The organism is Marinobacter sp. bablab_jr003 (assembly GCF_016464245.1).
Lineage (GTDB): Bacteria > Pseudomonadota > Gammaproteobacteria > Pseudomonadales > Oleiphilaceae > Marinobacter > Marinobacter vinifirmus.
The window spans coordinates 147359-172629 of the sequence record NZ_JADARC010000119.1 but is presented as its reverse complement, the minus strand read 5'-3'; the positions used below and the strand labels follow the sequence as shown (position 1 = coordinate 172629).

The window sequence follows — 25271 nt, the reverse complement described above, 5'->3', positions numbered from 1 at the left end:
AATGAGCACAACCCGCGAACGCTGTCCCTGGTGCGGAACCGACCCGCTCTATGTGCACTACCACGACACCGTCTGGGGTCGCCCGGAATATGATGACCAGGCGCTGTTCGAAAAGCTGTGCCTGGACGGCCAACAGGCCGGCCTGAGCTGGATCACCATTCTGCGCAAGCAGGAAAGCTACCGCGCCGCCTTCGCCGGCTTTGATCCGGAACAGATCGTGCGCTTCACCGAGCGGGACCAGGCCCGGCTGCTGGAGAACCCCGGTATTATCCGCAACCGCCTGAAAGTGCAGTCCATTATCCGCAATGCCCGCAGCTATCTGGCGCTGAAGGAGCAAGGCATCGGCTTTGCCGATTTTCTCTGGCAGTTCGTGGAGCACCAACCCCGGCAAAACCACTGGCAAACCATCGAACAGGTACCGGCCACCACCGCAGAATCCGAGGCCATGTCCCGGGCCCTGAAAAAAGCCGGTTTCAACTTTGTCGGCCCAACCATCGTGTACGCCTTTATGCAGGCTACCGGTATGGTGAACGATCACCTGGTCACCTGCCCGGCCCATCGGGAATGTCTCGAACTGGCCCGATGATCCCGACGGGCATGGCAAGCGTAAATCTCCCTGTATCGCAATTCAGGGAGCTATACCGTGCGAATAATTCTCAATGAACTGAAACCGAGGCAGCGGTCGTGATCGCCGTTGCCCGCCTTGCCATTCTGGTCGGCATTGCCGGCCTGGTTCCGTTTATCGCAGGGGTTGTCGGCCTGTTTGCCCTGCCCGCCAACAGTGTCGCTATTCTCGGTTGGTTCTATCTTTACAGCGCCGGGATACTTGCCTTTATGGGAGGCATTTACTGGACCATGGCGTTGCAGCTGGAGAACCGCTCCTACCCGCAATCGCCACTTGTAACCATGTTGTTAAGCCAGGTCTTCTTTGTGGGCGCGGGGCTGGGACTGTTGTTGCACACACCCCAGAAAATCCTGCTCTACACCGTGGCCTTCGCCTTACTGTATTTGGTGGATGCGCGCTGGATGCGCCAGTACTGGCCGGCCTGGTACCTGAAATTGCGACTGCTGCTGACGGTGGTGGTATTGCTCTGCCAACTGACGGTCGGCGCCTGGTTCTGGCTGTTGCACGGCGGCTGAAGGGAAAGAAAACGGGGGAAGGAAAGGTGATCGGCAACGCCCGGCCATAATAACTCGCCAGAGGCGAGACGGCCGACCGGGCGCCCGATCAGGAGGCAAGACGTCCTCCATCACCCGCAAGCGAAGCGACCGGTTCCGCTTGCGGGCAATTCTTCAGGCGGTGGTTGCCGCCACGATAGCGTATTCGTGGTTGTGGGGCTCGATGAGCGCCCCGTGCAGGGCCACAATCGCCTCGTTGTAATGGTCTTCGTCAATCACGAACTGGATATCCACCTGGCGCATGCACTGGTGAATGGCCAGCACGCTGATTTCCTTGTCTGCCAGCGCCTTCACAGAGCGGGCCAGGATGCCGGGCACCTTCATGTCGCTGCCACAGGCTGACACCAGGGCCACCTTGCGGGTGCTGACTTCGGCATTCGGAAACTCTTCTTCCAGCGCCTTGACCACTCGCTTCACATGCTTGAGCGTGGTGCCCACATAGTGAGTGATGGTGTTGGCGTTGGTGTCCTTCGACATGAAGCGCACCTTGAAGCGGGTCAGCACGTCCAGGATCTTGCGATCCGAGCCGGGCTCGCCCTGCATGTCCTGGTCGAACACTTCGATGGCAAACACACCCTTGGCGCCGGCAATGATTTCCACCTGCGGTTTCTCGCTGATGTAATCACCGGTAATCAGGGTGCCGGTATGCTCCGGCTCGAAGGTGTTCATCACCCGCAGCGGAATCTCGTTCTGGCGCAGGCCCTTACCGGCCCGGGGGTGGATGGCTTCCATACCCAGGTTGGCCAGCTGGTCCGCCACGTCGTAGTTGGTACGACCCAGGGGAACTACCTTGTCTTCACCCACCACTTTCGGGTCGGCGGAGCTCAGGTGATATTCCTTGTGGATGATGGCTTCGCGGGCGTTGGTCATCACAGCCACCCGGCTGAACGTCATCTCGCTGTAGCCACGATCGAAGGTGCGCATCAGACCTTCCTTGCACTGGGCGTAGCCGGTCACAATCGGCAGCTCGCGGCTCAGGTCGATGCTGTCGAACGCCTGCTTCAGCTTTTCATCCAGCGGCAGCAGCTCGGCATCGCGCCAGCCGGTCAGGTCGACAAAGCGGGCATTAATGCCCTCCTGCTGCAGCTTCAGGGTGGTGTTGAACGCACTGTGCGCTTCGCCGATACCCGCCAGCATTTCCCGGACAGTCAGCAGGTGCTCTTCAAGCTGGAACTGGCCGTAGGAACACAGGCGCTGCAGGTCGATCAGGCAGCCGCGAACACCTTCAATACGGTCAGTGATGAACTGGTCGGCCTGCTGCTTGAGCATCGGGTCTCTGAACAGCTCGCCGTTGATGTCGGTCAGCAACTGGATCAGCTTGGTGAGGTCGTCACCCCAGGCCCAGTCCGATTCGGCATCGGCAAACAGGGCGTAAACGCCCGGCTCGCCGGTTTTCTTGTGTTCCAGCAGTTCGTTGGTTACGCCGCCATAGGCTGAAACCACGAAAATCCGCTGGTAGAGGTCGCTCTTCTTGCGCTTGCCAATAATGATATTGTCGCGCACGGCCTCGTAATTACTCATTGATGTACCGCCAATTTTCTCGACGGTGTGCTGTGCCGTAGTCATATCCTTGCCTTCGTAATCTGCGTTTTGGAAAGGTGGGGGAAACGGGCGTCTTACGACGCCTCGTTCACACCTTCCTGCATGATCTCGTCAACAGACTCGGCCAGCAGTTTCGCGCCCAGACGCAGGTCATCTTCGCTGGTGGTCAGCGGCATCAGGCACTTGATCACTTCATCGTTCGGGCCACTGGTCTCGATGATCAGGCCCTTCTCGAAGCAGCGCTTGGTGATCGGACCGGTCACGTCTGCATGCTTGGCTTCGATACCACGCATCAGGCCACGGCCTTTCATCGAGAACTCACCCGGGTACTTGTCGCAGATCGCCTGCAGGGCATCGCCCAGCACCTTGGTCTTGGCCTTCACTTCGTTGGCGAAGGCATCGTCTTTCCAGTAGGTTTCTACCGCAGCGCGGGCCGTTACGAACGCCATGTTGTTACCACGGAAAGTACCGTTGTGCTCACCGGATTCCCATACGTCCAGCTCCGGCTTGAACAGCACCAGCGCCATCGGCAGGCCATAGCCACTCAGGGACTTGGATACCGTCACGATGTCCGGCTTGATGCCAGCGAATTCAAAGCTGAAGAACTCGCCGGTCCGGCCGTTACCCGCCTGGATGTCATCCACAATCAGCAGGATGTCGTGCTTCTTGCACAGCTCGGACAAGCCTTTCAGCCATTCAGCGCGGGCCGCATTCAGACCGCCTTCACCCTGAACGGCCTCAACGATAGCCGCCGCCGGCTTTTCAACACCGGAGGAGCTGTCAGACAGCACCTTGTCCATGATGTCCAGGGTGTCTACGTCTTCACCCAGGTAGCCGTCGTAGAACATGAAGTCCACGTGGCCCAGGGGCACGCCTACACCACCACGGTGATGTTCGTTACCAGTGGCGGCAACGGCACCGGCCGTTACGCCGTGGAAACCGTTAGTGAAAGAAATGATGTTGGTACGGCCTTTCACCTTCCGGGCCAGCTTCATGGCCGCTTCCACACAGTTGGTACCGGTGGGGCCGGTGAACTGCATCTTGTAGTTCAGGCCACGGGGATCAAGGATGTACTTCTTGTACGATTCCATGAAGTCGTGCTTGGCGGTGGTGAACAGGTCCAGGCCCTGGCTCACACCGTCTGCCTCGATGTACTCGAGCAGTGCTTTCTTCAGGACATCGTTGTTGTGGCCGTAGTTCAGGGAACCGGCACCGGCCAGGAAGTCCAGGTACTGTTTGCCGTCTTCGGTGTACAGGTGCGCGTTCTTGGCACGGTTGAAAATCACCGGAAAGGCACGGGAATAAACACGAACTTCGGATTCAGTAGACTTAAAAATTTCCATTGTCTTGCCTCTTAGCATGTCAGGTTCGAGGTAAATGCGCGGTGGCCTGCTGGTAAAACGTGTCGGTCGCAACAGTCCCGCCGTGCGTTGATGTCAGCCATCTGGCAGGCCCACCTCGGGTGGCCTGCCGGCTGTTCAGATTCGCAGTCAGCGATTCACATGTTGTGAATCAGGGCTCTCAGACAGGCTTCGTGAAAGGCCCGATGCGCAGCAGGAACTCAGAATCGTGCTTGCCGCCAAAGTGGGTCTCTTTCTCGAAGTGCTCGTGATAGGTGAGCTCGGCTCCCAGATCACGGGCAAATGAGCGGAACAGCGCCCAGGAAGCCTCGTTGTCTTCGGTAATCGTGGTTTCCAGGTGCGTGACGTTCTTGCACGCGTCCCGACCTACGATTTCCTTAAGCATCCGCTTGGCGAGGCCCTGGCCACGACCTTTTTCGTGTACCGCCACCTGCCAGACAAACACGGTCTCGGGCTGTTGGGGAGGGATGTATCCGGAGATAAAGCCGACCAGATCGCCGTCCTTCTCCGCCGCCACGCCGGTCTCGGCAAAGTGGCTGCACTGCAACAGGTTGCAGTAAATCGAGTTGGGGTCCAGCGGCGGACATTCCGCAACCAGCTGGTGGAGCCTGAAGCCATCATCCTTGGTAGGTTTGCGCAAGGTGATGGCGGTGGTATTCGATCCTTCTGATGTCATAACGTGATCAATTCGCTTCGAAAGTTAGGGCTGAATTATATAGACCACAAAATATATTTCAAGTCGGCCCTCTCTGGCTACCGCCCTCCCTGGCGCTGCAAGGTACCAATAGCCTCTTGAAAAACTCTTTTAACTTAATGTTTTTTATAATTTACTTTGACAGCTTACCGTAAAACCCCGAGTGACCGGTCACCCAAAGCTAAAGCGCCGAAACCAAATTATTTAGGCCTCCAAACATCAGCCCCATCAACCGGCAATGCGATTAACCTGTTCGATGAACGACGGCGTCAGCACGTCCACCACCGGGCGATCCCCTTCCGGGCCCGCCACCGCCGGCGCATCCCGCTCGGTCATGACAATCACCGGCTGACCAGACCACTGCAGCAACTGCAGTTCGCCATCGGTTGTTTCCACCAGGGCCGAGCAGTGCTCAACCCAGTCACCATCATTGCAGTATAGGCCGTCCTCGCCACGCAAGAAGCCGGCAGAGTGAATGTGGCCGCAAATAAAACCATCGAAATCGCCCTTCTCCGCGGCTGTCAGCGCTGCCAGTTCAAACCGGCGAATAAAGGTTCTGGCCTTACCTATGCGACTTTTGATCCAGGCCGCCAGCGACCAGTAGGGTTTGCCCTGCAACCGACGCAGGGCATTGAACCAGCGGTTCAACCGCAGCAGCAGGCCATGGGCATGGTCACCCACCAGCAACATCAGGGGGCTGCAGCGCACTACCTGGTCAAACTGGTCACCGTGGCATACCAGGAAACGCCGCCCATCCGCGGTGGTATGCACGGCCTTGTAGAGAAGCTCCACACCGGAGAGGGTCTGGCCACAGAAGCGGCGGAAGAATTCATCGTGGTTACCGGGCACATAGACAACGCGGGTGCCGGTGGCGGCCAGCTCCAACAGTTTGTGAACAACCTGCCGATGGCTTTCCGGAAAGTGGGCCCGGCGCTGCATGGCAATCAGGTCGACGATGTCGCCTACCAGGTACAGGGTGTCGCACCGGATGGTATTGAGGAAATCCAGCAGTTGCCCGGCCTGGCAATCCGCTGTGCCAAGATGGACATCCGAGATGAAGACGCTGCGATAATTGCCCATGGTGCCTCCTGCATTGTCACGCCAGCCGTCAGAGTGCAGGAAAAACTCTGACAAGGCCGGGTGACACGCAGGTGACAACCACGAGACAGTTAGATGAAGGCCGGCGCGGAGCTGCTGAAGCCCCGCACCGTCAGAACCCGCTCAGCGCAGATCCGGATTGAGGGTGTAGGTACCGGTTACCCGGGCACTGGCCAGCACATGCCCGGCCATGGCCTGGCGCACGTCGTTGCCGTCAAATTCGCCATCCAGGCCCAGCGTTTCCACATCCAGCGCATGCACTTCGTAGTGGTAATGGTGGATGATCTCATCGTTCCAGGGCGGGCAGGGGCCGTCGTAACCGGCGTAGGTGCCGGCCATGTCCGGATTGCCGGCCAGGAACTGGGTGTAGTTATTCACACCGCGCACCCCGATCGGTCCGGGGCCATGTTCCTTGCCCTTGGGACTGACGCCGTCGCTGTCCTCACCTTCCGGGATACGACCAACGCTGGCCGGAATGTCCACCAGCAGCCAGTGGAAGAAGTCTACCCGGGGCAGGTCGGCCGCTACGGTCTTGCCTTCCTGGTTCACATCGTCGGCCACGCTGGGCACATCCGGGTCAAACATCACTACCACAAAGCTTTTGGTGCCCTCCGGCGCGCCTTCCCACACCAGTTCCGGGTTCCGGTTGGGGCCAAAACTCATGTGGTCCTGTTCACTGAACACACCAAACGCGAACTTTTCGGGAATCGGCTGGCCGTCCGCAATGCCTTTGACTTCCAGTTTCACAGTGGTTCTCCTGTTAGCAGGGTTATGGTCCAAGCCTCTGTGGGCGTTTACCCTAAAGTGCCGCATGGCATCGGATTAATCAATCGCGACCAGGCCCAACGAGGCAGCAAAAAGCCACTTTCGTTGAATTGTCATGCCGGAACTACGACGTTAGTATTAGCCGCCTCCAGTCAGGGACTGGACAAAGTCAGTGAGGACAGCCAAGCGTTTTTCGCCGAAAGAGCGCTTGGCTCTCTTCACTTCAAGGCGATCGTTATGGAAAACCTGCACCACATCGTAGTTGTCGGCGGTGGCGCCGGCGGCCTGGAACTGGTCACCCGGCTGGGCAACAAACTGGGCAAGAAACACAAAGCCCGCATTTCCCTGGTCGATGCCGGCCTGACCCACGTCTGGAAACCCCTGCTGCACGAGGTCGCGTCCGGTTCCCTCGACGCCAGCGCCAACGAAATCAACTACCGCGCCCACGCCCGCAAGCACCATTACGAATTCCAGCTTGGCCGGATGAGCGGGCTCGACCGCTCAGCCAAGGAAATCGTCATTGCGGCCTTCCACGATGACGAAGGCAATGAAGTGGTGCCGGAACGCCGCATCCCGTACGACACCCTGGTGATTGCGGTAGGCAGCACCGCGAACGATTTCGGCACTCCGGGTGCCCAGGAGCACTGCCTGTTCCTGGACAGCCTGCGCCAAGCACGGCGCTTCCATAACCTGATGCTCAATGCCTTCCTGCGCAAGAATCATGAAGCCTTGCAGGGCAAGCCCCACAGCCTGAACATCAGCATCATCGGGGCCGGCGCCACGGGTGTGGAACTGGCTGCGGAGCTGCGGCTGGCATCGAGGGAACTACCGGTATACGGCATGAACCACCTGAAGTCATCAGACGTTTCCATCAGTGTGATCGAAGCGGCTGACCGCATTCTGCCGGCACTGCCTGGCCGGCTGTCTGCCGCCGCAACCCGGGAACTGCAGCGCCAGAAAGTGCAGGTATTGACCGGCCAGCCGGTCAGCGAAGTACGGGAGAACAGCCTGGTGATGAAAGACGGCACTGAACTGCCGTCCGAGATGACCATCTGGGCCGCCGGTATCAAGGCTCCGGGTTTTCTGGCCGACCTGGACGGGCTGGAGGCCAACCGCGGCAACCAGCTGATGGTAGAACAGACCCTGAAAACCACCCGGGACGACCACATCTTCGCCTTCGGTGATTGCGCAGCCTGCCCGCAACCGGATTCTGACCGACCGGTGCCTCCACGGGCCCAGGCCGCCCACCAGCAGGCAGATACCCTGTTCGAAACCCTGTGTAACCGGCTTGAAGGCAAGGAAGCGGTACCCTTTGTCTATAACGACCACGGCTCACTGATCAACTTCAGCAAATACACCACCGTTGGCAACCTGATGGGCAACCTGTCTGGCCGCAGCATGTACATTGAAGGCAAGGTGGCCAGGCTGTTTTACGTGTCCCTGTACCGGATGCACCAGGTCGCGCTGCACGGGTTTGTGCGTACGGGCATTATCTGGCTCATGGACAAGATCAGCCGGGCCATGCACCCGCGCCTGAAGCTGCACTGAGGGGAAATTGCCGTACTGGAGCGGGCGATGGGAATCGAGCCCACGTCACCAGGTTGGGAACCTGAAGCTCTACCATTGAGCTACGCCCGCCGGCATAATGTCTGTTCAAGCAATATAAGCCCGCAGCTATGGCCGGGCAAGCCCCTTTAGTTGGAGTCTGATGGATCCCACCTTCACCCTGATCGGCGCCCTGATGCTGGTTTTCAGCATCGTGCTCAGCCCCCTTTCCAGCCGCGTTGGCATGCCTGTGCTGCTGGTCTTTCTGGTGGTGGGCATGCTGATGGGCGAGGACGGGCCCGGGGGTATCGAGTTCGATAATGTCGAACTCGCCTTCCTGATCGCCAACCTGGCCCTGGGTGTCATCCTGCTGGACGGCGGTATGCGCACCCGGGTGGACACCTTCCGGGTTGGCCTGAAACCCGCCATGATGCTGGCCACCGTGGGTGTCGCCCTGACGGCGGGCGGAGCGGCAATCGTTGCCTGGTGGGTGTTTGACCTGCACTGGCTGATCGCCTTGCTGATCGGTGCCATTATCTCCTCCACCGATGCCGCTGCGGTTTTCTCCCTGCTTCAGGGCCGGGGACTGCACCTTAACGAACGGGTCAGCGCCACCCTGGAAATCGAATCGGGCAGCAACGACCCGATGGCTATTTTCCTGACCCTGATGCTGGTTACCCTGATCAGCCAGCACCAGGACGGTGCCTTTGCCTCCGGCCTGCTGATGCTGGTCCAGCAATTCGGTATCGGAGCGCCGGCGGGCATTCTGGGCGGCTTTGCCATCGTCGCCCTGACCAACCGGATGCGCCTGACGCCCGCTCTTTACCCCCTGTTAGTGGCCGCAGCCGGCATCGCCGTGTTTTCTGCCACCAACGCCATTGGCGGTAGCGGTTTTCTCGCCATATATCTGAGTGGCGTGGTGATCGGTAATCGCCACGTGCGAATGATGCCCATGATCCTGCAGGTACACGATGGCCTGGCCTGGCTGGCCCAGCTGTGTCTGTTCCTGATGCTGGGGCTGCTGGTGAACCCGTCTGACCTGGTACCCCTGGCTGGGGGCGGCCTGATTCTGGCCTTTACACTGATCTTCGTGATTCGCCCGCTGACGGTTCTGCTGACGCTCTGGCCCTTCGGCTTCAACCGCCGGGAACTGGGCTTTATCAGCTGGGTGGGCCTGCGGGGCGCGGTACCAATTGTCCTGGCCCTGTTCCCGATCATCGCCGGTCTGCCGGATGCCCAGCTGGTGTTCCATGCCGCGTTCTTCATCGTGCTTGTGTCGCTTGTGGTACAGGGCACAACCATGGCGCCGCTGGCCCGCAAACTGAAGCTGGAAGTTCCAGCCGGCGAAGACCCTTACCGGCGCCTGCCCCTGGATGCCCCCGCGGCGGGCGACCACGAGCTGATGCTGTTCCCGCTCCGGGGCCAGAACTGGGAATCACCGAAACGGCTCGGGCAGCTGCGGCTTCCGGACAACACCGCCGTTGCCGGGGTCTTCCGGAATCGCCAGTGCCTGCAGCCCACCAAAGACCTGGAAGTCTCGACCGGAGACGTCGTCGCCATGTTCGCCACACCTGCGGTACTTCCGGAACTTGGCAAGGCCCTGAGTGGCCGGCAGGCACCGAAGCACCTGGCCGAGCGTGCCTTCTTCGGTGACTTCGTGCTCAATGGCGACGCCTTGCTGGGGGACGTAGAGCAGGTGTACGGCATCGAATTCGATGAATTTCCACCGGATCTTTCGCTCGCAGAATGCTTTGCCAAGCGCACCAAGGGCCACCCGGTAGTGGGCGACAAGGTCATTCTGGGCCCGGTCACCCTGGTAGCCCGTGCCACCGAGGCAGACCGGGTAACCAAGGTGGGCCTGAAGATGGATACATCACAAAATGACTAAGCAGGCACCCCGGCGCCAAAAAATGTAACAAAACCCCTTATCAATCCGCCTGCCCGCTGTGTTATAAACTGCATGAACAAAGTTTAACCATTGGATATCCATCGCCGGCGCCATGATTTTTCGAGCTTTTCTGATCGTTTTTGTAGCACTCCTTACCCCCTTTGCCGGGGCTACCGAGCTGTTAGCCCGGGCCGACACCCGGATGACTCCGGCTATCCCGGAACCCGGGCTGGCTGACCACTTCGAAATTACCCAGGTGGTAGTGAATAAAGGCGAGCGCCGCCTGCACCTGCTCAGTGGCGATCGCAAGGTGCGCAGTTACCGGATTTCCCTGGGCGACAACCCGGTCGGCCACAAGCTTTATGAAGGCGACTCACGCACTCCGGAAGGCGACTACACCCTTGACTGGCGCAACCCGGAGAGCGATTTCTACAAATCCATCCATATTTCCTATCCGAGCCCGAAAGACCGGGAGCTGGCACAGGCCTGGGGGCTCGACCCGGGTGGCAGCATCATGATTCACGGCCTGCCCAACGATGTCGGCGACATGGCCTTTGCCTATGTGGGGCTGGACTGGACAGAGGGCTGCATTGCCGTGACCAATGAAGAGATGGATGAGATCTGGGCCCTGGTTAACGACGGCACCCCCATCCGGATCATGCCCTGACCCCGGTACGTTCATGACACGCCGATTAAGTTGTTGTCATAAGCTAAGAATTTTTACCTATCCTCAGTTAACATTTTGCTTCATAGTGTTTTACACTGTTTAACGACTCCGGTAGTCACTGCCTATCGGGCATAGCTGACAGGAAGTCGTCTATACTGACTTCTGGATCACAGGAAATAAAACGACCAATAAGGGGATTTACCATGCGTAAACTGACGATCGCTGGGTTTGCACTGGCCACTGCTCTGACTGCAGGTTGTGCCACCACTGACCAGGCTGCTATCGACGAAGCCAATGCAACTGCAAGCTCCGCTGAGCAGACTGCCAACAACGCTCTGAACACTGCTAACAGCGCTGCAAGCGATGCTCGCACTGCTCAGCAGACTGCTGAAGAAGCCCTGGCTGCTGCCCGCGCTGCTCAGAAGTCCGCTGACGAAGCGAACGAGCGCGCCAAGCGTATGCTGGAGCGTGCCAGCCAGAAGTAAGGCTGACGCAAAGCAGAAAAAGGCCGGTTCAACCGGCCTTTTTTGTGGGCGTTTGAAAAGTCAGGGAGTTACTGATCCAGCTTGTCAGGTGCCTTGTTTCCGGACTGATTGTCCAGAAAGTTCTTGATCATATCCATCGGTAGCGGGAACACGATGGTGGACGAGTTGTTATTGCTCATATCCGCCAGCGTTTGCAGGTAGCGCAGCTGCATGGCCCCGGAGTTGGCCGACATCACTTCTGCCGCCTCAACCAGTTTCTTTGAAGCCTGCAATTCACCTTCGGCGTGGATAACCTTGGCCCGCCGCTCCCGCTCAGCCTCGGCCTGCCGGGCGATGGCGCGTATCATCGATTCGTTCAGGTCTACGTGTTTGATTTCCACGTTGGCCACCTTGATACCCCACTCCTCGGTCTGGGCATCGATGATCTCCTGGATATCCGCATTCAGCTTGTCACGCTCTGACAACATCTCGTCCAGGTCGTGTTTACCCAGCACCGAACGCAGGGTGGTCTGGGCCAGCTGGCTGGTCGCAGCGCCATAGTCTTCCACCCGGATAATCGCCTTTTCCGGATCCACTACCCGGAAATACAGCACGGCGTTCACCCGCACGGTCACGTTATCCTTGGAGATCACATCCTGGCTGGGCACATCCAGCGTGATCACCCGCAGGTCTACCCGAACGATCTGCTGGATACCGGGAATCACGATAATCAGGCCCGGCCCTTTCACGCCCTGGAAGCGCCCCAGGAAGAACACCACGCCACGCTCATATTCGGGCAGGATCTTTATCGCTGACCCGAGGATCAGCAACAGCACCACGGTGGGTGCGAGATAGGGAATGAAATCACCCAGATTCATACGGCCTCCTTGTATTGCCTGTGATTGTTCTACCTTGCGTCAGACCCGGGCTCTACCTGCAGGGTCAGCCCGTCGATGCCGGTTACCCTGACTTCCATGCCGTCCGTAATGGCCGAGCCGCTGCGGGCATTCCAGCGCTCACCACTGACCCGGACATGGCCAAGGAACTGGTCATGCTCCGGCTTGAAATCGTCCAGCGCCAGGCCATGTTCATGGACAATCTGCTCGCTGCCGCTGACCGGGTGCCGGCGCCGCAGGCCGATAAAGCGGGTGACTGTCCACAGCATAAAACCACCGGCCACCACCGCTGTTCCGCCAATGGTGGGCAGGGAAATCTGCCGGTGGCTGCCATCCATCAGGATCACCGAACCGGTCACAAAGGCGACAATGCCGCCGATACCCAGTATCCCGAAGCTGGGCACAAAGGCTTCCCCCACAATAAATGCCAACCCCAGCATAATCAGCGCCAGGCCGGCGTAATTCACCGACAGTACCTGGAACGCAAACAGTGCCAGCACCAGGCTGATGGCGCCGATCACGCCCGGCACCACGGCCCCCGGGTTCGCCAGCTCAAAAATAATGCCGTAGAAGCCGATGATCATCAGGAAGTAGGCCACGTTGGGATCGGTGATCACCGACAGCAGGCGGGTGCGCCAGTCCGGCTCGGCCCGAACCAGTTGCAGCCCGGCGGTTTCAAGGGTACGCGGGCCAGAGGCCATCTGCACGGTGCGACCGTCAACGGCGGACAACAGTCCTGCCAGGTCCGGAGCCACCACATCGATCACGTTGAGCTCAAGCGCCTCACTGGACCCCAGGTTTACCGCCTCGCGCACAGCCTCTTCCGCCCAGTCACCGTTGCGGCCGTGGCGTTCGGCCAGGCCACGGATATAGCTGACGGCATCCTCCAGCACCTTGCGTTCCATAGCGGTGTCACCACGGCGTTTTTCCGGTTCAGCGCTGGTGTCTTCGGTTTCGCCGGCGTCTTCAGGTGCGTTGTCTGCAGGGGAAGGAGATTCTGGTTCCGGAGAGCCGGGCAGGCCGCCCATCTGTACCGGCGTGGCAGAGCCCAGGTTGGTGGCCGGGGCCATGGCCGCGATATGACTGCCGTAGAGGATATAGGTACCGGCACTGGCGGCGCGGGCGCCCTGGGGCGAAACGTAGGTGGCAACGGGCACGTCGGAGGCAAGGATGGCCTTGATGATCTCCCGCATGGAGTCCATCAGGCCACCCGGGGTGTCCAGCTCCAGGATGACCAGCCCTGCATTATCCTGCTCGGCCCGGCGAAGACCCCGGGTTACGTAATCCATGGTGGCGGGGCCAATGGCACCTTCTACGGTCAGCACCAGGGCGGTTCCGCGCCGTTCCTGCTGGGCCAGTACCTGCCATGACAGGCTGACCAGTAACAGCAGGGCTCCGGCCAGGAATACTAGCCCCCAGAAGGTTGCCCTCCGGTGGCTGGATCGACTCTGGAATGGCGGTGCGTGCATCATGCCCTCCGGTCGGGATGGTCAGAACATGCGCGCCAGAACGGCCTCCGGCAAGCGCCTGATAATGAAACCCAGCGGTGCCCAGGGCAAGGCCGGCACAAAGTGCTCGGCCTTTCCGGCTTCTATGGCTTTCACCATAGCACGGCACCCGGTCTGTGCATCCACAATAAACGGTGTGTTCTTCACCTTTTCGTTAATCCCGGTGCTAGTGTAGCCCGGGTACAGGGTGAGAAGAGGCCTTGTTCGATCCGCCACGCTATCAGAAGTACAGCGTCTGCCCGGGTTCGGTTTTTTGTTCCCGGGGCGGTTCGGCGCTCTTTTCAGAAGCCATCTGCGTGAGCTTTTCGCCAATCATGGTGGGAATGCCATCGGCCTGGTCTACGGCAATCTCGATAGACTGTCGCCGCACCTGCACGTCCGGATGTTCCTCAACAAAGGTTTCGACTTTCTCGAACACCTGTTGCCAGAGCTTGTCGCGATCCTCGGCGGTGTAATCTTCCCGGGGCCGGTGCACTTCCAGCCAGACCTCGCCACCCGACAGGCCGACCTTCACCGATTCACGGATCACCCGTACCGGAGTGCCTTTCTCCACCTGGTAGACAAAGCGGGAGATATCCTCGTTGTACATGCGAAAGCAGCCATGACTGACCGCCATGCCGACACCGAACTGCTTGTTGGTGCCATGAATCAGGTAGCCTTTCTCGCTCAACAACAGGGCATGGGAACCCAGCGGATTACCCGGGCCCGGGGGAATCATCCTGGGCAGGTAATCGCCGGAGGCTTCGTACTCGGCCCGGATACTGGCCGGCGGATACCAGGCCGGAGACTCCAGCGGCATGGTCACTTCGGCGTTGGTCAGCGGTGAGGGATTTTCCTCGGTACCCACGCCGACCGGATACACCTGCACGCCATCTTCCGTAAAGTAGTAAAGACGGTATTCGGCCAGGTTGATCACGATGCCCTTGCGCGGCACATCCGGCAGCACATACATACGGGGCAGGGTAATCACCGAGCCGTCCCCCGGTAGCCAGGGATCCACGCCGGGATTGGCTTTAACCAGTTCCAGGTAGCCCAGCGCCAGTTCGTTACCAATGCCGGCAAAGGTGTCTTCATAGGCGGTGGTGAATACCTGCAACTCCCCTGCCAGGTCACCGTTCAGGGGAAAGGTTGGCACCCGCGGAGACCGGTCGATTTCTTCCTTTGCATCTTCCTGCTCCCCGGGCCCGGGTTCCGGCGCAGGCTGGGCACTGGCCTGCATGCCAAGGCTGGCAAGCAACAGCACCAGCAGCCACGAGAAACGGTACTTCAACTGCATCATCTTTGTTTCCTGTTCAAAATCCTGCCACACCAGAAGACCGGCGAAGGCGTCAGGAGTTCATCAAGGTTGTCCAAATGGTAACCCCCGCCAGCGCCACAAACAGAATACTGGCGCTGATCCGCGCGGTGGCCAGGGGCAGGCGCTCCATCAGCCAGCGACCTGCCAGAATAACCGGTACATTGGCAATCAGCATACCAACGGTGGTTCCGATAATAACCCAGAATGTCTCGGTATACCTTGCCGCCAGTACCACCGTGGCGATCTGGGTTTTGTCGCCGATTTCGGCCAGGAAGAACATGATGGTGGTGGCCATGAAGGCCCCCATGCCCAGAAACTTCGAGTCGTCGCTGTCGTCTTTATCCGGCACCAGCAACCACAGGGCAATGGCGATAAAGCTCACGGCAAGAATCCAGGGTAGCCAGGCTGCGGGAATCTGTGCCGCCACCCAGGCGCCAATCCACGCGGACAGCGCATGGTTAAGCACCGTAGCAATCAGGATGCCCAGGATGATCGGGGTACGGGTGGCATAGCGGGCAACCAGGAACAGCGACAACAGCTGGGTTTTGTCGCCAATCTCGGCAATGGCTACGGCAAGGGTCGATGCGAGAAAAGCATCCATTCAGAAAGGCCTCCGGTGGGTAAATTTATATGAAAACTCAGCTGCGCATCTTCCAGACCGGGATGGCGGCTACCGCCACGAACACGGCTACCAGCCACCAGGCCGACTGGAACGCGGAAAAGGTAGGAAGCCCACCCTGATGCTCCCCGAACTCGATGGTCAGCGCCACGATGTTAACACCCAACGCGCCGCCCAGTTGCCGGGCAAAGTTGATGGTGCTGGAACCCGCCCCCATCAGCTCCGGCGGCAGGGGATTCATCGCGCCGGTAGACAGCGCCGGCAGCATGAAGCCGATGCCGATCCGGCCCAGAATGGCCCAGAATGCCAGCCAGCCAAAGCCCACCAGGTGCCCGGTTACCGCAAACAGCACCGCCGACAGGGCAAACACTACAATACCAAACAACACCAGGCTGCGGGCACTGCGCCGGTCAGCCAGCCGCCCGGCCAGCGGGAAGGTCATGCCCAGCACGATACCGGCCGGCAACATCAGCAGGCCAGCCTCGGTTGCGGAGAAGCCAAGCGTGGTCTGTACAAACAGCGGAATCAGGTATGTAGAGCCAAACAGCGCCAGGCCCAGTGCCATGGCACCCAGGGTGGCAAACAGGAATACCGGACGGCGCAGCAAGTCCAGTTTTATCAGAGGATAACGGGCCGTGCGGGCACGGAACAGGAATGCCGCCAGCAGGGCAACCGCGACCGCGCCCTGAACCAGCACCCGGACTTCCTGGCCTGTCAGTTCCTGCAGGCGGGTCAGGGTGTCCAGGGTCAGCGCGATCAGGCTGCCCAGCAATGCCAGGCCGAGAAAATCGAAGGGATAATTGGCCGGCCGGGAGCGGGGTAATGGCAGAAAACGCCAGGCCATCCACACCCCCAGCAGGGTCACCGGAGCCGGGGCGTACATCACATAGCGCCAGTTGAACTGGTCCACCAGAAAACCGCCCAGTACCGGGCCCAGGGCCGGTGCCAGGATCACACCCATGCCATAGATACCCATGGCCTGGCCACGCTGTTCAGGCGGAAAAATGCGGAACACCAGGAACATGCCCATTGGCTGCATCAGGCCCGCCATCGCGCCCTGGCCCACCCGCGCGGCGATCAGCTGGCCGGGAGTTTCGGCAAAGCCGCCGATGACTGAAATGACGGTAAACATGGCCATGGCACAGGCCAGGGTGAGCCGCACACCGAACCGGTCCAGCAACCAGGTGGAAGCCAGCATGGTGGTGGTCATGGCGGCGATAAAGCCGGTCGCCAGCCAGTGCACCTGCCCCTGACGGATTCCGAACTCCATCATGATGTCGTGCAGGGCAACGTTGACCACTGTGGCGCTGAGCACCGTGGCCATGGTACCCATCACAACCGTGATGACCGCCAGCCAGCGCCAGCGGTCGCCGTATCGAGCCTTCAGGCCCTCGACCGAATTATCCGCCAAGGGTTACTTCTGCTTTTCAGCGTTTTCCATGATCTTGTGGAACACCTTCAGGGTGCACTCGAGATCCTTGTCGGAAATCCCTTCAAGCATCTCCTCCCGAAGGTCGGAGGCTCTCTGTGTCAGCTCTTCCATAAAGTCCACACCCGCCTTGGTCAGGTGCAGGCGACGGGCCCGGCGGTCGTTCGGGCAAGGGCGGCGCTCAATCAGGTTCTGCTGTTCCAGGCTGTCGAGCAGGCGCACCAGGGTCGGGTTCTCGATGGCCATGAGGCTCGCCAGTTCGCGCTGGGTCAGGCCTTCGCCGCCTTCCTGCAGGTAGAACATGGTGCTCCAGCGGGCCTGGGTAACACCGAGGTCTTTCAGGCGTTCATCAAGCATTTTACGCCAGCGGCGGGTAACCCGGGCAACGGCAAAGGGGAACTGTTCTCTCATGACAATCTACTCCTGAGGCTGATCTGCTCCGGGGCAAACCACGCCCGGGCAAGAACTGACGAAAACTTACTATTGCTGAATATTCACCAATAGTATGCTAATCGTTGATTTAAATACAGATACCGAAGTGAAAATATAATCGGTGATAACCGAAAGTTTCAGCAAGTTGCGTCAGCCAGCCTGGCGCAACTCTTCCTGCATCTCTTCCACTTCCGGAGATTCGTGGAAATCCTCGTTCCGCGGATCCAGCTCGGCCAGTACCGGAGAAGCCTCCGGCATGGCGGGCACAAAGTGCTCCTGATCCTCGACCGGCACATCGTCGGTGTGAGTAATGCGGTAGCTGGTGATTACAGCCAGGACCAGCAGGAAACCGGCATTGCCGTAGAACAGGCCCGACGGCCCCAGCTGGTTGATCAGCTCGGCCATGGCGATGGGCCCGATGACACTGCCAATGCCATAGCTCAGCAGCAGGGTGGCACTGGCGGCCACGATACGGTTGCTGTCCATACGGTCGTTGGCAATAGCCACAGCAATCGGGTACAGGGTGGCAGACAATCCGGTAAACAGCCCCACCAGCAGGGTCAGCAAGGCCAGGTTGCCGGCGCCCAGCACCGCCACACCGCCCGCCGAACTGGCAGCCGCCAGGGCCACCCAGAACATCACGCGACGACGGTCAAAGCGGTCGCACACCCGGCCCAGCGGCCAGGCCAGCAGCATGGCGGCAACAATGGCACTGGCCATAAAGGTGGACGTTTTCGCCACATCCAGCCCCACCAGGGTGGCGTAGACCGGCCCGAGGGCATAGAAGCCACCAATCAGCACCCCGCTGACCAGCGCCCCGGCAACCCCTGAGAAAGATTCCCGGGCCAGCTTGAACACCGACATCCGGGCAGTTTGCTCGATCACCGGGGCTTCCATGCGGGTCAGGGACAGCGGAATCAGGGCCAGGGCCAGTAAAATAGCGGCCAGTGAAAACGGCAGGAAGTTGGCAGGGTCACCCACATTCACGATCAGCTGGCCGCCGGCGGCGGACAGGTAGAACACAATCTGGTACACGGCAAACATGGCGCCGCGATTACTGTTGGTGGCGCGGCTGGAGAACCAGCTTTCGATCACCACCAGAACGCCGGCCACGCTGAAACCGGACAATACCCGCAACACCGCCCAGAACAGGGTGGACACTGCCATCGGATACAACAATGCGGCCACCGCCGCCATCGCCGCAAACACCGCAAACGCACGGATATGGCCCACACGGCCAATAATCTTGTGCACATACAACGTGCCCAGTACAAAGCCGATGGAATAGCACACCAGTACCCAGCCGATCACGTCCGGAGACACCTGCTCGATACTCAGCCGGATACCCAGCAGAGTCATCAGGAAGGCGTTACCGCTGACCAGGAGCACAATGCTCATGATCAAGGCAGACAAAGAAACGACCATTCGGGTCATCGGCAACTCCGGCTGGGAAATCTGGATTGGAATCAATAAAAGATAGCAGCCTTAAAAGTTGCTGCAGACAGGTATTTAACCAGCCACACCAAGCCGGCACCACTAGGCACTTGCCGAAACCGAAGGCGCTGCTGGCGCCCCGTTTGACAATGTTTTACATTAATGGGCCGTAACACACCCCGGTGACGGGAGCGGGTAACATGAATGCCACGCAAATTACTGGATCGTGAGCGCCTGGTTATGAAGAAAACGGACTGGCCCATTCGCTGGGATCTGCTGCTTCGCTATCGACTCATCGAAACCATCGCACTGTGGGAAGGTCGGCTGACCACCAACCACATCTGCCACAGTTTCGGAATCGGCCGGCAGCAGGCTTCCAAAGACATCAATACCTACCTGCGGGAGCTGGCACCGGGCAACCTGGTCTACGACCGGCACCTTAAAGGCTATGTCCCCGCCCGGGATTTCAAACCGGTGGTCACCCATGGCCAGGTCAGCGAATACCATGACCTGCTGGCCCGCCAGCAAAGGCTCGGGGCCACCTTCTCGGAGCTGGATCTGGGCCTGCCCGGCAACACCGTGGTCGTGGAGCCCTGCCGCCACGTTGCGCCGGAAACCATGCGTGCGGTGGTAACCGCAACCCGTTACCGCCGCCAGCTGCGCGCCAGCTATATTTCCCTGAGCCGCCCAGAAGCCGCTGAAAGCCTGCTGGAACCCCATACCCTGGTGTGTACCGGCAATAACTGGCACGTTCGCGCCTGGTGCCATGCCAACCGCGAGTTCCGGGACTTTGCCCTGAGCCGTTTCCAGGGGCACCCGGAAGCCCTGCGCCAGAAAGCCCGGCAAACCGCCGGCCAGGATGACGACTGGCAGCGCATGGTAAGCCTGGAAATTACCCCCGACCAGCGGCTGACCGAAGCCCAGCAGCAGATCATTGCCAATGACTACGGCATGGAACAGGGCAGGCTGCACCTTGAAACCCGCGCCGCCCTGGCACCCTATGTGCTGGCACGCATGGGCATTACGCTGGATAACCTGCACCCGGACCCGCTGGTGCAACAGGTGGAACTGGCCAATCCCGACCAACTCGGCTTTGGCAGCAAACGGGAACGGGCACTCAAAGCGGTTGCCGGTCTCTGCTAGACTGGCCCGGTGACCAAGCCAGAACGAATACCCCTTATCAGCCTGATCCTCGCCGCCCTGCTTCCTGCAGCGGCGGCGGCCTCCTGTGGCGATCCGGCAACCCCCATCCATCGCATCCAGTCTGATGGCACCCGCTCTCCCCTGGCCGGACAAACCGTTACTGTAGAAGGCATAGTTACCCGGGACGCCCGGGAACCCGGAGGCTTCAACGGCTTTTACCTGCAACAGGCCGACCACGAAACCGATAACAACCCCGCCACCTCCGAAGCCCTGTTTATCTACACCCGCAAAAAAACCGGCAAGCCCGGGCAACGGCTGCGGGTGACCGGCACCGTCAAGGAGTTCCACGGGCTGACCGAGCTGGTGGCTGTGCGGAATCTTAAGGTCTGCGGTACCGCGCCACTCCCGGAACCCATTGAGGTCAGACTGCCCTGGCCCGAGGCACCGGAACACCTGGAAAACATGCGCGTGAGGTTCAGCCAGCCCCTGACCATCATCGACCACTACAACCTGGCCCGCTATGGCGAACTCACCCTGGCCAGCTCCGATCAGGTTACGCCCACCGAATACCTGCCCCCGGGCGCCAAAGCCGCTGCCCGAAGCCAACGTAACCAACTCCACCGGGTACTTCTGGACGACGGCAAAAGCCAGCGCCAGCCCAACCCCGTGCCCTGGCTGAACAACCTTGCCGACGATGCACCCCTGCGCGCCGGCGACCGGGTAACCCGGCTTGAAGGCGTTCTGGATTTCCGGTTCAGCCAGTGGCGCCTGCAACCGTCCGTAATGCCCCGGTTCCAGCGCAACAATCCCCGCCCAGACGCACCACCGGCTCCGGCCCGGAACCATGTCCGGGTCATGGCCCTGAACCTGCAGAACTTCTTTAACGGCAATGGCCGGGGCAACGGCTTCCCGACACCCAGAGGTGCCGAATCCCTTCAGCAACTGGAGGTGCAGGCCTCGCGGCTGCGCAGTGCCATCCTGCAGGCCAAGCCGGACATCCTTGCGGTCAGTGAGCTGGAAAACGACGGTTACGGCCCGGACAGCGCTATCACGCAACTGGTAGAGACGCTCGGAGAACCATGGGCATTCATCAGGACCCCGGGGCAGGACGGCTCCGATGCCATTCGTACCGCACTGCTGTACCGCACAGACCGGGTTGTACCGGCCGGTCAGCCGCACCGGCTGCGCTCCGGTACATTCCGGCACCAGGGCCGTCCGCCACTGGCACAGGCGTTTCGCCCCGCAGCCGGCGGTGATGCTTTACAGGTAGTGGTGCCGCACCTGAAATCCAAATCCTGCCGGCAAGCCTCCGGCCAGGAGACCGACCGGCAAGACGGTCAGGGCTGCTACAGCCATCGCCGCAGCGAAGAAGCCGGGGCGCTGATCCGCTGGCTGGATTCCTTGCCCGCTCCCGCCCGATTCGCCGGCACCCTGATTACCGGCGACCTCAACAGCTATGCCATGGAAACACCGGTTCAGAGATTCCGACAGGCCGGATACCATAGCCAGGTACATCGCTTTTACCCCTGCGGGCCGGAGGCTTGCGCCTACCACAGCTATCGTTACCGGGGTGAGAAGGGCTCGCTCGATTACAGCCTGGCCGACAGGCACTTGCAGCCTCGGGTCCGCCACGCGCAAACCTGGAACATCAATGCCGATGAAGCCCGGGCACTTGCCTACAACCAGCGCTCCGCCCTGTCAGGCCCTCAGCCGTGGCGGGCCTCGGACCACAATCCGGTGATCACCGACATCCATCTGGGCAATAACTGACCCGACCGACCGCCAGCACAGGCAACCCGGCAATAGCTCCCCGGCCACAGCCCGTTACACTGGGAGCCGGTTTGTTGTTACGAGGTTGTCCCCATGAGAATTCCTGCCCCCAATCTGTGGCCTGCCGCCCGCACCGGCCAGCGCTGGTTACTGCGCGCCCGCCGCAAGGAGGCCCTGGTCGACGGACACCGGCTGGTGTTTCTGGAGCGGGGCCGGCCGACACCGGGCAAGCCGACCCTGGTGCTGATTCACGGCTTTGCCGCCATGAAAGAAAACTGGGCCCTGTGGATGCAGATGCTACCCGCAGACTGGCACCTGCTGGTGCCGGATGTGCCCGGCCTGGGAGAAAGCCAGTACCGGCCAGACGCCTGCTATCGCTATGAAAGCCAGGCCCGGCGGCTCGGACAATGGCTGTCAGGCTATGCCACCGACAACCTGCACATTGCCGGCAGTTCCATGGGCGGCGCCATTGCCTCGGTGATGGCGCACACGCTCGACCGGCCACCGCGTACCGTCACCCTGCTGAACAGTGCCGGCATACCGGAACAGCCGGACGCCGACCTCAACGCACCGTTCAAAACCGACCGGGATGCCATCCTCATTCCCCGGGACTGGAGCGGGGTCTACCGAATGTTCAACAGCGTCGGCAACGGCAAACCGACCCTGCCGGGCCTGGCCATGACCGGCCTGCTGGGGCCAGACCTGCTGCAGCGCCGGGATTCCCTGCGCCATATTTTCAACGACATGCTGGCAGACCCGCTGGCACCGGCCCGCTATCTGGGAACCGAAACCCCGCCGCTGCAGGTGCAATGGGGCGACAAAGACGTTATCACGCCCACCCGCTGCGTGGACTGGTTCGGAGCCGCCACGCCCCATGCCGAGGTACACGTATTCCGGGGCGTGGGCCACCTGCCCATGCTGGAGAAACCCGGCCGCTCGGCCCGGGTACTGGAAGACTTTATTCGCCGGCACAGTCAGTGACAGGGCCGGCATACAGGCAATTGGCCTCTCCGGCCCGTTGACCCGTCACTGGAGTCATGGGGTCGGGCACGGCAAAAGGCCATAATCTGTGACTGACTCCCTTGCATAACAACAACAGACACTGACGAGGAAACCCATGCGCGCCTCCGTTTCTACTGCACAGGACCTGGGTATGCCGGCCATCTACCTGCATACCCTGGCCGAGCTGCTCCGCACCATTGGCGTCGACGAGCGGGATCTGATCCTCCGGGTCGGCCTGGACCCGGCCCGCCTGAACTCCACCGATCTCCGGGTCAGCCAGGCCCAGGCCAGTGAATTTGTTACCCGGGCGATCATCGAAAGCGGCGAACCTGGCCTGGGCATCATGCTGGCGAGGGAACTCCGGTTGCCCCTGCACGGAGCCCTGGGTACTGCGGTGATGAGCAGCCCTACCCTGGAAGAAGCGCTGGAGCTGATGACCCGTTATCTGACACTGCGGGCACCGCACCTGAAAGTAGAAAAGCACCTGAGTGGCCAGAACGCCCGTTACACCGTGTTCTGTGATGTCGAACTGGGGCCGCTGCAGGGCTTTGTGCTGGATGCTGTGCTGTACGGCTGCGTATCCATGGGAGCCCAACTGACCGGGGCTGCGGTGCCCGGTACCCGGATTCTCCGGCGCGGCCCGGAGCCGAATCACTTCCACCGTTTCCGTCGGGTGGTGGGCGTGCCGGTAGAATATGGCGCCCATGAGGATGCCCTGGTAATTCCCGTCAGCCAGCTGGCACAGCCGGTCCGGTTCAGCAATGAACAGCTGGCAGAGAGCTCGCGGGAACAGTGTGAAGAAGCACTGAAACAACTCACGGAAGACGCCGGCTTTGCCTGCCGGGTGCGCAGGGTGATCGAAACCAGCCATCCGTTCCCGCCGAAACTGGCCCGGGTGGCCAGTACCCTGTTTGTCTCGGAACGGACGCTCAAGCGCCGGCTGCAGGAAGAAGACGCCAGTTTCCAGAACCTGGTCGACCAGGTGCGGCTGGAGCGGGCACAGGACCTGCTCGGCACCACCGGCATGAACCTGAGCCAGATTGCCGATGCCCTGGGCTACGCCGATGCCGCCAACTTTACCCGTGCCTTCAAACGCTGGACCGGCCTGAGCCCGAGCCACTTCCGTGCCCGGGAAACCGGTTTCCGGAAAACCGCCTGAGTCAGTCGATGCCCAGAATCTTGTGCATCTGCAGGGTCAGGCGCCATTGCGGATGGGCCAGGCAGTAATCGGTCGCCTTGCGGGTATTGCTCTGTTTGACCGGATCATTGCCCTGGTCCGGCACCGAGGGCGAAGCCATCGGAGACAAAAAGTAATGCCGGGCCCGGATGCCCAGAAAGCGCTCCGGTGGGGCCAGCGACTGAGGAAAGACCAGCTTCAGTTCATCACACTCGGTAATCACCACCTCGGCGTCCGCCTTGGGGCTCACACACAGCCAGTCGATACCGTCCGGCGCCGGCAGGGTGCCATTGGTTTCCACGCCCACTTCGAAGCCCTCGGCATGGAAGGCTGCAATCAGCGGCTCATCCAGCTGCAACAACGGCTCACCCCCGGTGCACACCACATAGGGTTTGCCAGGCGCGTCCGGCCACAGGCTGCGGATATGGGCCGCCAGCGCCTCGGCGGTTTCAAAGCGGCCGCCGTTCTGGCCACCGGTACCAACAAAGTCGGTATCGCAAAAATTGCACACCGCGGTCGCCCGGTCCTGCTCCCGGCCATTCCACAGATTGCATTTGCTGAACCGGCAGAACACCGCCGCCCGGCCCGCCTGGGCGCCTTCGCCCTGCAAGGTGTAAAAGGCTTCTTTCACCCGGTACATCAGGCATTGTCCTCGTAGGCCAGCGGATCTTCCAGGCCGTGGGCGGCGAACGCTTCCAGCCGCTCGACACAGGAACCGCAACGGCCGCAGGCTTTATCCCGGCCGTTGTAGCAGGTCCAGGTCTGGCTGTAATCCAGGCCAAGCTTCAGGCCTTCAGCCAGGATTTCGCCCTTGTCCATGGCCATGAACGGCGCTTCGATACCCACCGGTTCGTAATTGGCGATGCGGCATACCGCGTCCATCTTCTCCACAAATTCCGGACGGCAGTCGGGATAGATGGCGTGATCGCCGCCGTGGGCGCCATACCAGACAGCCCCCGCGCCCACGGTTACCGCGTAGCCGGTGGCCAGGGACAGCAGAATCATGTTGCGGTTGGGCACCACAGTGGACTTCATGGAGTCTTCTTCATAGTGACCTTCCGGCACCTCGGCGTCCGAAGTCAGGGAAGAACCGGCCATCACCTCGCTCATGGCGCGGATATCAATCACCTTGTGGGGAATACCCTCGGCCTGGCACACGGCGCGCGCCGCCTCCAGCTCCCGTACATGGCGCTGGCCGTAATTGAACGACAGCGCATGGACCTTCAGGCCCCGGGAACGGGCCAGGTGGAGCAGGGTAAACGAGTCCATGCCTCCGGAATAAATAACGACAACAGTGTCAGTCATGGGATTCTCACCACAATAGCAGGGGGTGTGTCACGGGGTGTTCAAAGCTGAGCGGT

Annotated in this window: 25 protein-coding genes and 1 tRNA gene; 10 read left to right on the top strand and 16 right to left on the bottom strand. The window is 60.6% G+C overall.

The window, feature by feature from the left end; translation table 11 throughout:
* The first annotated feature begins 1 nt into the window (after position 1).
* Positions 2-586 carry a DNA-3-methyladenine glycosylase I gene (locus tag H3Z84_RS13040; protein ID WP_199457739.1) on the top strand — a complete coding sequence of 195 codons (585 nt, stop codon included), beginning with the start codon at positions 2-4 and terminating at the stop codon, positions 584-586.
* 98 nt (positions 587-684) lie between these two features.
* Positions 685-1140 carry a DUF3429 domain-containing protein gene (locus tag H3Z84_RS13035; protein WP_199457738.1) on the top strand — a complete coding sequence of 152 codons (456 nt, stop codon included), beginning with the start codon at positions 685-687 and terminating at the stop codon, positions 1138-1140.
* Between the two features lie 153 nt (positions 1141-1293).
* Here H3Z84_RS13035 and H3Z84_RS13030 read toward each other — a convergent pair whose 3' ends face one another.
* The 5 genes from H3Z84_RS13030 to H3Z84_RS13010 all read right to left on the bottom strand — a co-directional run bounded on the left by H3Z84_RS13030 (position 1294) and on the right by H3Z84_RS13010 (position 6621).
* On the bottom strand, positions 1294-2745 hold the full coding sequence (locus H3Z84_RS13030; protein ID WP_199457737.1) for an aspartate kinase: 1452 nt from the start codon (positions 2743-2745) through the stop codon (positions 1294-1296).
* A 50-nt stretch (positions 2746-2795) separates the two neighbouring features.
* Positions 2796-4064, bottom strand: a complete 1269-nt coding sequence (ectB, locus tag H3Z84_RS13025) for a diaminobutyrate--2-oxoglutarate transaminase (RefSeq protein WP_023011981.1) — start codon at positions 4062-4064, stop codon at positions 2796-2798.
* 178 nt (positions 4065-4242) lie between these two features.
* A complete protein-coding gene (ectA, locus tag H3Z84_RS13020; protein ID WP_022990503.1) occupies positions 4243-4758 on the bottom strand; it encodes a diaminobutyrate acetyltransferase in 516 nt (171 codons plus the stop codon).
* A gap of 246 nt (positions 4759-5004) precedes the next feature.
* Positions 5005-5856, bottom strand: a complete 852-nt coding sequence (locus H3Z84_RS13015; RefSeq protein ID WP_199457736.1) for a UDP-2,3-diacylglucosamine diphosphatase — start codon at positions 5854-5856, stop codon at positions 5005-5007.
* A gap of 141 nt (positions 5857-5997) precedes the next feature.
* Entirely contained in the window at positions 5998-6621 is a 624-nt protein-coding gene (locus H3Z84_RS13010) for a YbhB/YbcL family Raf kinase inhibitor-like protein (protein ID WP_058342257.1), read from the bottom strand.
* Between the two features lie 255 nt (positions 6622-6876).
* Between H3Z84_RS13010 and H3Z84_RS13005 the strand changes: the two genes are divergently transcribed.
* Positions 6877-8187, top strand: a complete 1311-nt coding sequence (locus H3Z84_RS13005; protein WP_094624375.1) for an NAD(P)/FAD-dependent oxidoreductase — start codon at positions 6877-6879, stop codon at positions 8185-8187.
* 16 nt (positions 8188-8203) lie between these two features.
* Here H3Z84_RS13005 and H3Z84_RS13000 read toward each other — a convergent pair.
* Positions 8204-8277: transfer RNA gene (locus H3Z84_RS13000), tRNA-Gly, on the bottom strand.
* A gap of 70 nt (positions 8278-8347) precedes the next feature.
* Between H3Z84_RS13000 and H3Z84_RS12995 the strand changes: the two genes are divergently transcribed.
* The 3 genes from H3Z84_RS12995 to H3Z84_RS12985 all read left to right on the top strand — a co-directional run bounded on the left by H3Z84_RS12995 (position 8348) and on the right by H3Z84_RS12985 (position 11224).
* Positions 8348-10072, top strand: a complete 1725-nt coding sequence (locus tag H3Z84_RS12995) for a potassium/proton antiporter (protein WP_094624374.1) — start codon at positions 8348-8350, stop codon at positions 10070-10072.
* A gap of 112 nt (positions 10073-10184) precedes the next feature.
* Positions 10185-10739, top strand: a complete 555-nt coding sequence (locus H3Z84_RS12990) for a L,D-transpeptidase family protein (RefSeq protein ID WP_094624550.1) — start codon at positions 10185-10187, stop codon at positions 10737-10739.
* 203 nt (positions 10740-10942) lie between these two features.
* Complete coding sequence (locus H3Z84_RS12985; protein ID WP_058342253.1) at positions 10943-11224, top strand: Lpp/OprI family alanine-zipper lipoprotein; 282 nt, start codon at positions 10943-10945, stop codon at positions 11222-11224.
* Positions 11225-11292: 68 nt separating this feature from the next.
* Here the strand turns inward: H3Z84_RS12985 and H3Z84_RS12980 are convergent, their stop codons facing one another.
* From H3Z84_RS12980 to H3Z84_RS12945, 8 genes are all read right to left on the bottom strand, one after another.
* Positions 11293-12081 (bottom strand): slipin family protein, encoded by a 789-nt coding sequence (locus H3Z84_RS12980; RefSeq protein WP_058342252.1) that lies wholly within the window; start codon positions 12079-12081, stop codon positions 11293-11295.
* Between the two features lie 29 nt (positions 12082-12110).
* Positions 12111-13568, bottom strand: coding sequence for an NfeD family protein (locus H3Z84_RS12975; protein ID WP_199457735.1), 1458 nt, complete (start codon positions 13566-13568; stop codon positions 12111-12113).
* 21 nt (positions 13569-13589) lie between these two features.
* Positions 13590-13754, bottom strand: coding sequence for a hypothetical protein (locus tag H3Z84_RS12970; RefSeq protein WP_228285848.1), 165 nt, complete (start codon positions 13752-13754; stop codon positions 13590-13592).
* A gap of 73 nt (positions 13755-13827) precedes the next feature.
* Positions 13828-14883 carry a L,D-transpeptidase family protein gene (locus H3Z84_RS12965; protein WP_199457907.1) on the bottom strand — a complete coding sequence of 352 codons (1056 nt, stop codon included), beginning with the start codon at positions 14881-14883 and terminating at the stop codon, positions 13828-13830.
* 52 nt (positions 14884-14935) lie between these two features.
* The gene (locus H3Z84_RS12960) at positions 14936-15505 is read right to left on the bottom strand and encodes a TMEM165/GDT1 family protein (RefSeq protein WP_199457734.1); all 570 of its coding nucleotides are present in this window, start codon (positions 15503-15505) and stop codon (positions 14936-14938) included.
* Between the two features lie 37 nt (positions 15506-15542).
* Complete coding sequence (locus tag H3Z84_RS12955) at positions 15543-16934, bottom strand: DHA2 family efflux MFS transporter permease subunit (RefSeq protein WP_199457733.1); 1392 nt, start codon at positions 16932-16934, stop codon at positions 15543-15545.
* Positions 16935-16937: 3 nt separating this feature from the next.
* Complete coding sequence (locus H3Z84_RS12950) at positions 16938-17363, bottom strand: MarR family transcriptional regulator (RefSeq protein ID WP_022990491.1); 426 nt, start codon at positions 17361-17363, stop codon at positions 16938-16940.
* 171 nt (positions 17364-17534) lie between these two features.
* Positions 17535-18818: an MFS transporter gene (locus tag H3Z84_RS12945; RefSeq protein WP_036220224.1), complete on the bottom strand. Its 1284-nt coding sequence runs from the start codon at positions 18816-18818 to the stop codon at positions 17535-17537.
* 240 nt (positions 18819-19058) lie between these two features.
* Here H3Z84_RS12945 and H3Z84_RS12940 point away from each other — a divergent pair, with 240 nt between their 5' ends.
* From H3Z84_RS12940 to H3Z84_RS12925, 4 genes are all read left to right on the top strand, one after another.
* Positions 19059-19961 carry a helix-turn-helix transcriptional regulator gene (locus H3Z84_RS12940; protein ID WP_094624548.1) on the top strand — a complete coding sequence of 301 codons (903 nt, stop codon included), beginning with the start codon at positions 19059-19061 and terminating at the stop codon, positions 19959-19961.
* Between the two features lie 9 nt (positions 19962-19970).
* Positions 19971-21731, top strand: a complete 1761-nt coding sequence (locus tag H3Z84_RS12935; protein WP_199457732.1) for an ExeM/NucH family extracellular endonuclease — start codon at positions 19971-19973, stop codon at positions 21729-21731.
* A gap of 93 nt (positions 21732-21824) precedes the next feature.
* Positions 21825-22712, top strand: a complete 888-nt coding sequence (locus tag H3Z84_RS12930) for an alpha/beta fold hydrolase (protein ID WP_199457731.1) — start codon at positions 21825-21827, stop codon at positions 22710-22712.
* Positions 22713-22848: 136 nt separating this feature from the next.
* Positions 22849-23892, top strand: a complete 1044-nt coding sequence (locus H3Z84_RS12925; RefSeq protein ID WP_199457730.1) for an AraC family transcriptional regulator — start codon at positions 22849-22851, stop codon at positions 23890-23892.
* A gap of 1 nt (position 23893) precedes the next feature.
* Here the strand turns inward: H3Z84_RS12925 and queE are convergent, their stop codons facing one another.
* Together queE and queC are read right to left on the bottom strand one after the other, a co-directional pair.
* Complete coding sequence (gene queE, locus H3Z84_RS12920; RefSeq protein ID WP_199457729.1) at positions 23894-24550, bottom strand: 7-carboxy-7-deazaguanine synthase; 657 nt, start codon at positions 24548-24550, stop codon at positions 23894-23896.
* Complete coding sequence (queC, locus tag H3Z84_RS12915) at positions 24550-25215, bottom strand: 7-cyano-7-deazaguanine synthase QueC (RefSeq protein ID WP_036220221.1); 666 nt, start codon at positions 25213-25215, stop codon at positions 24550-24552. Before queC ends, queE begins: the two co-directional genes overlap by 1 nt.
* Positions 25216-25271 lie beyond the last annotated feature (56 nt).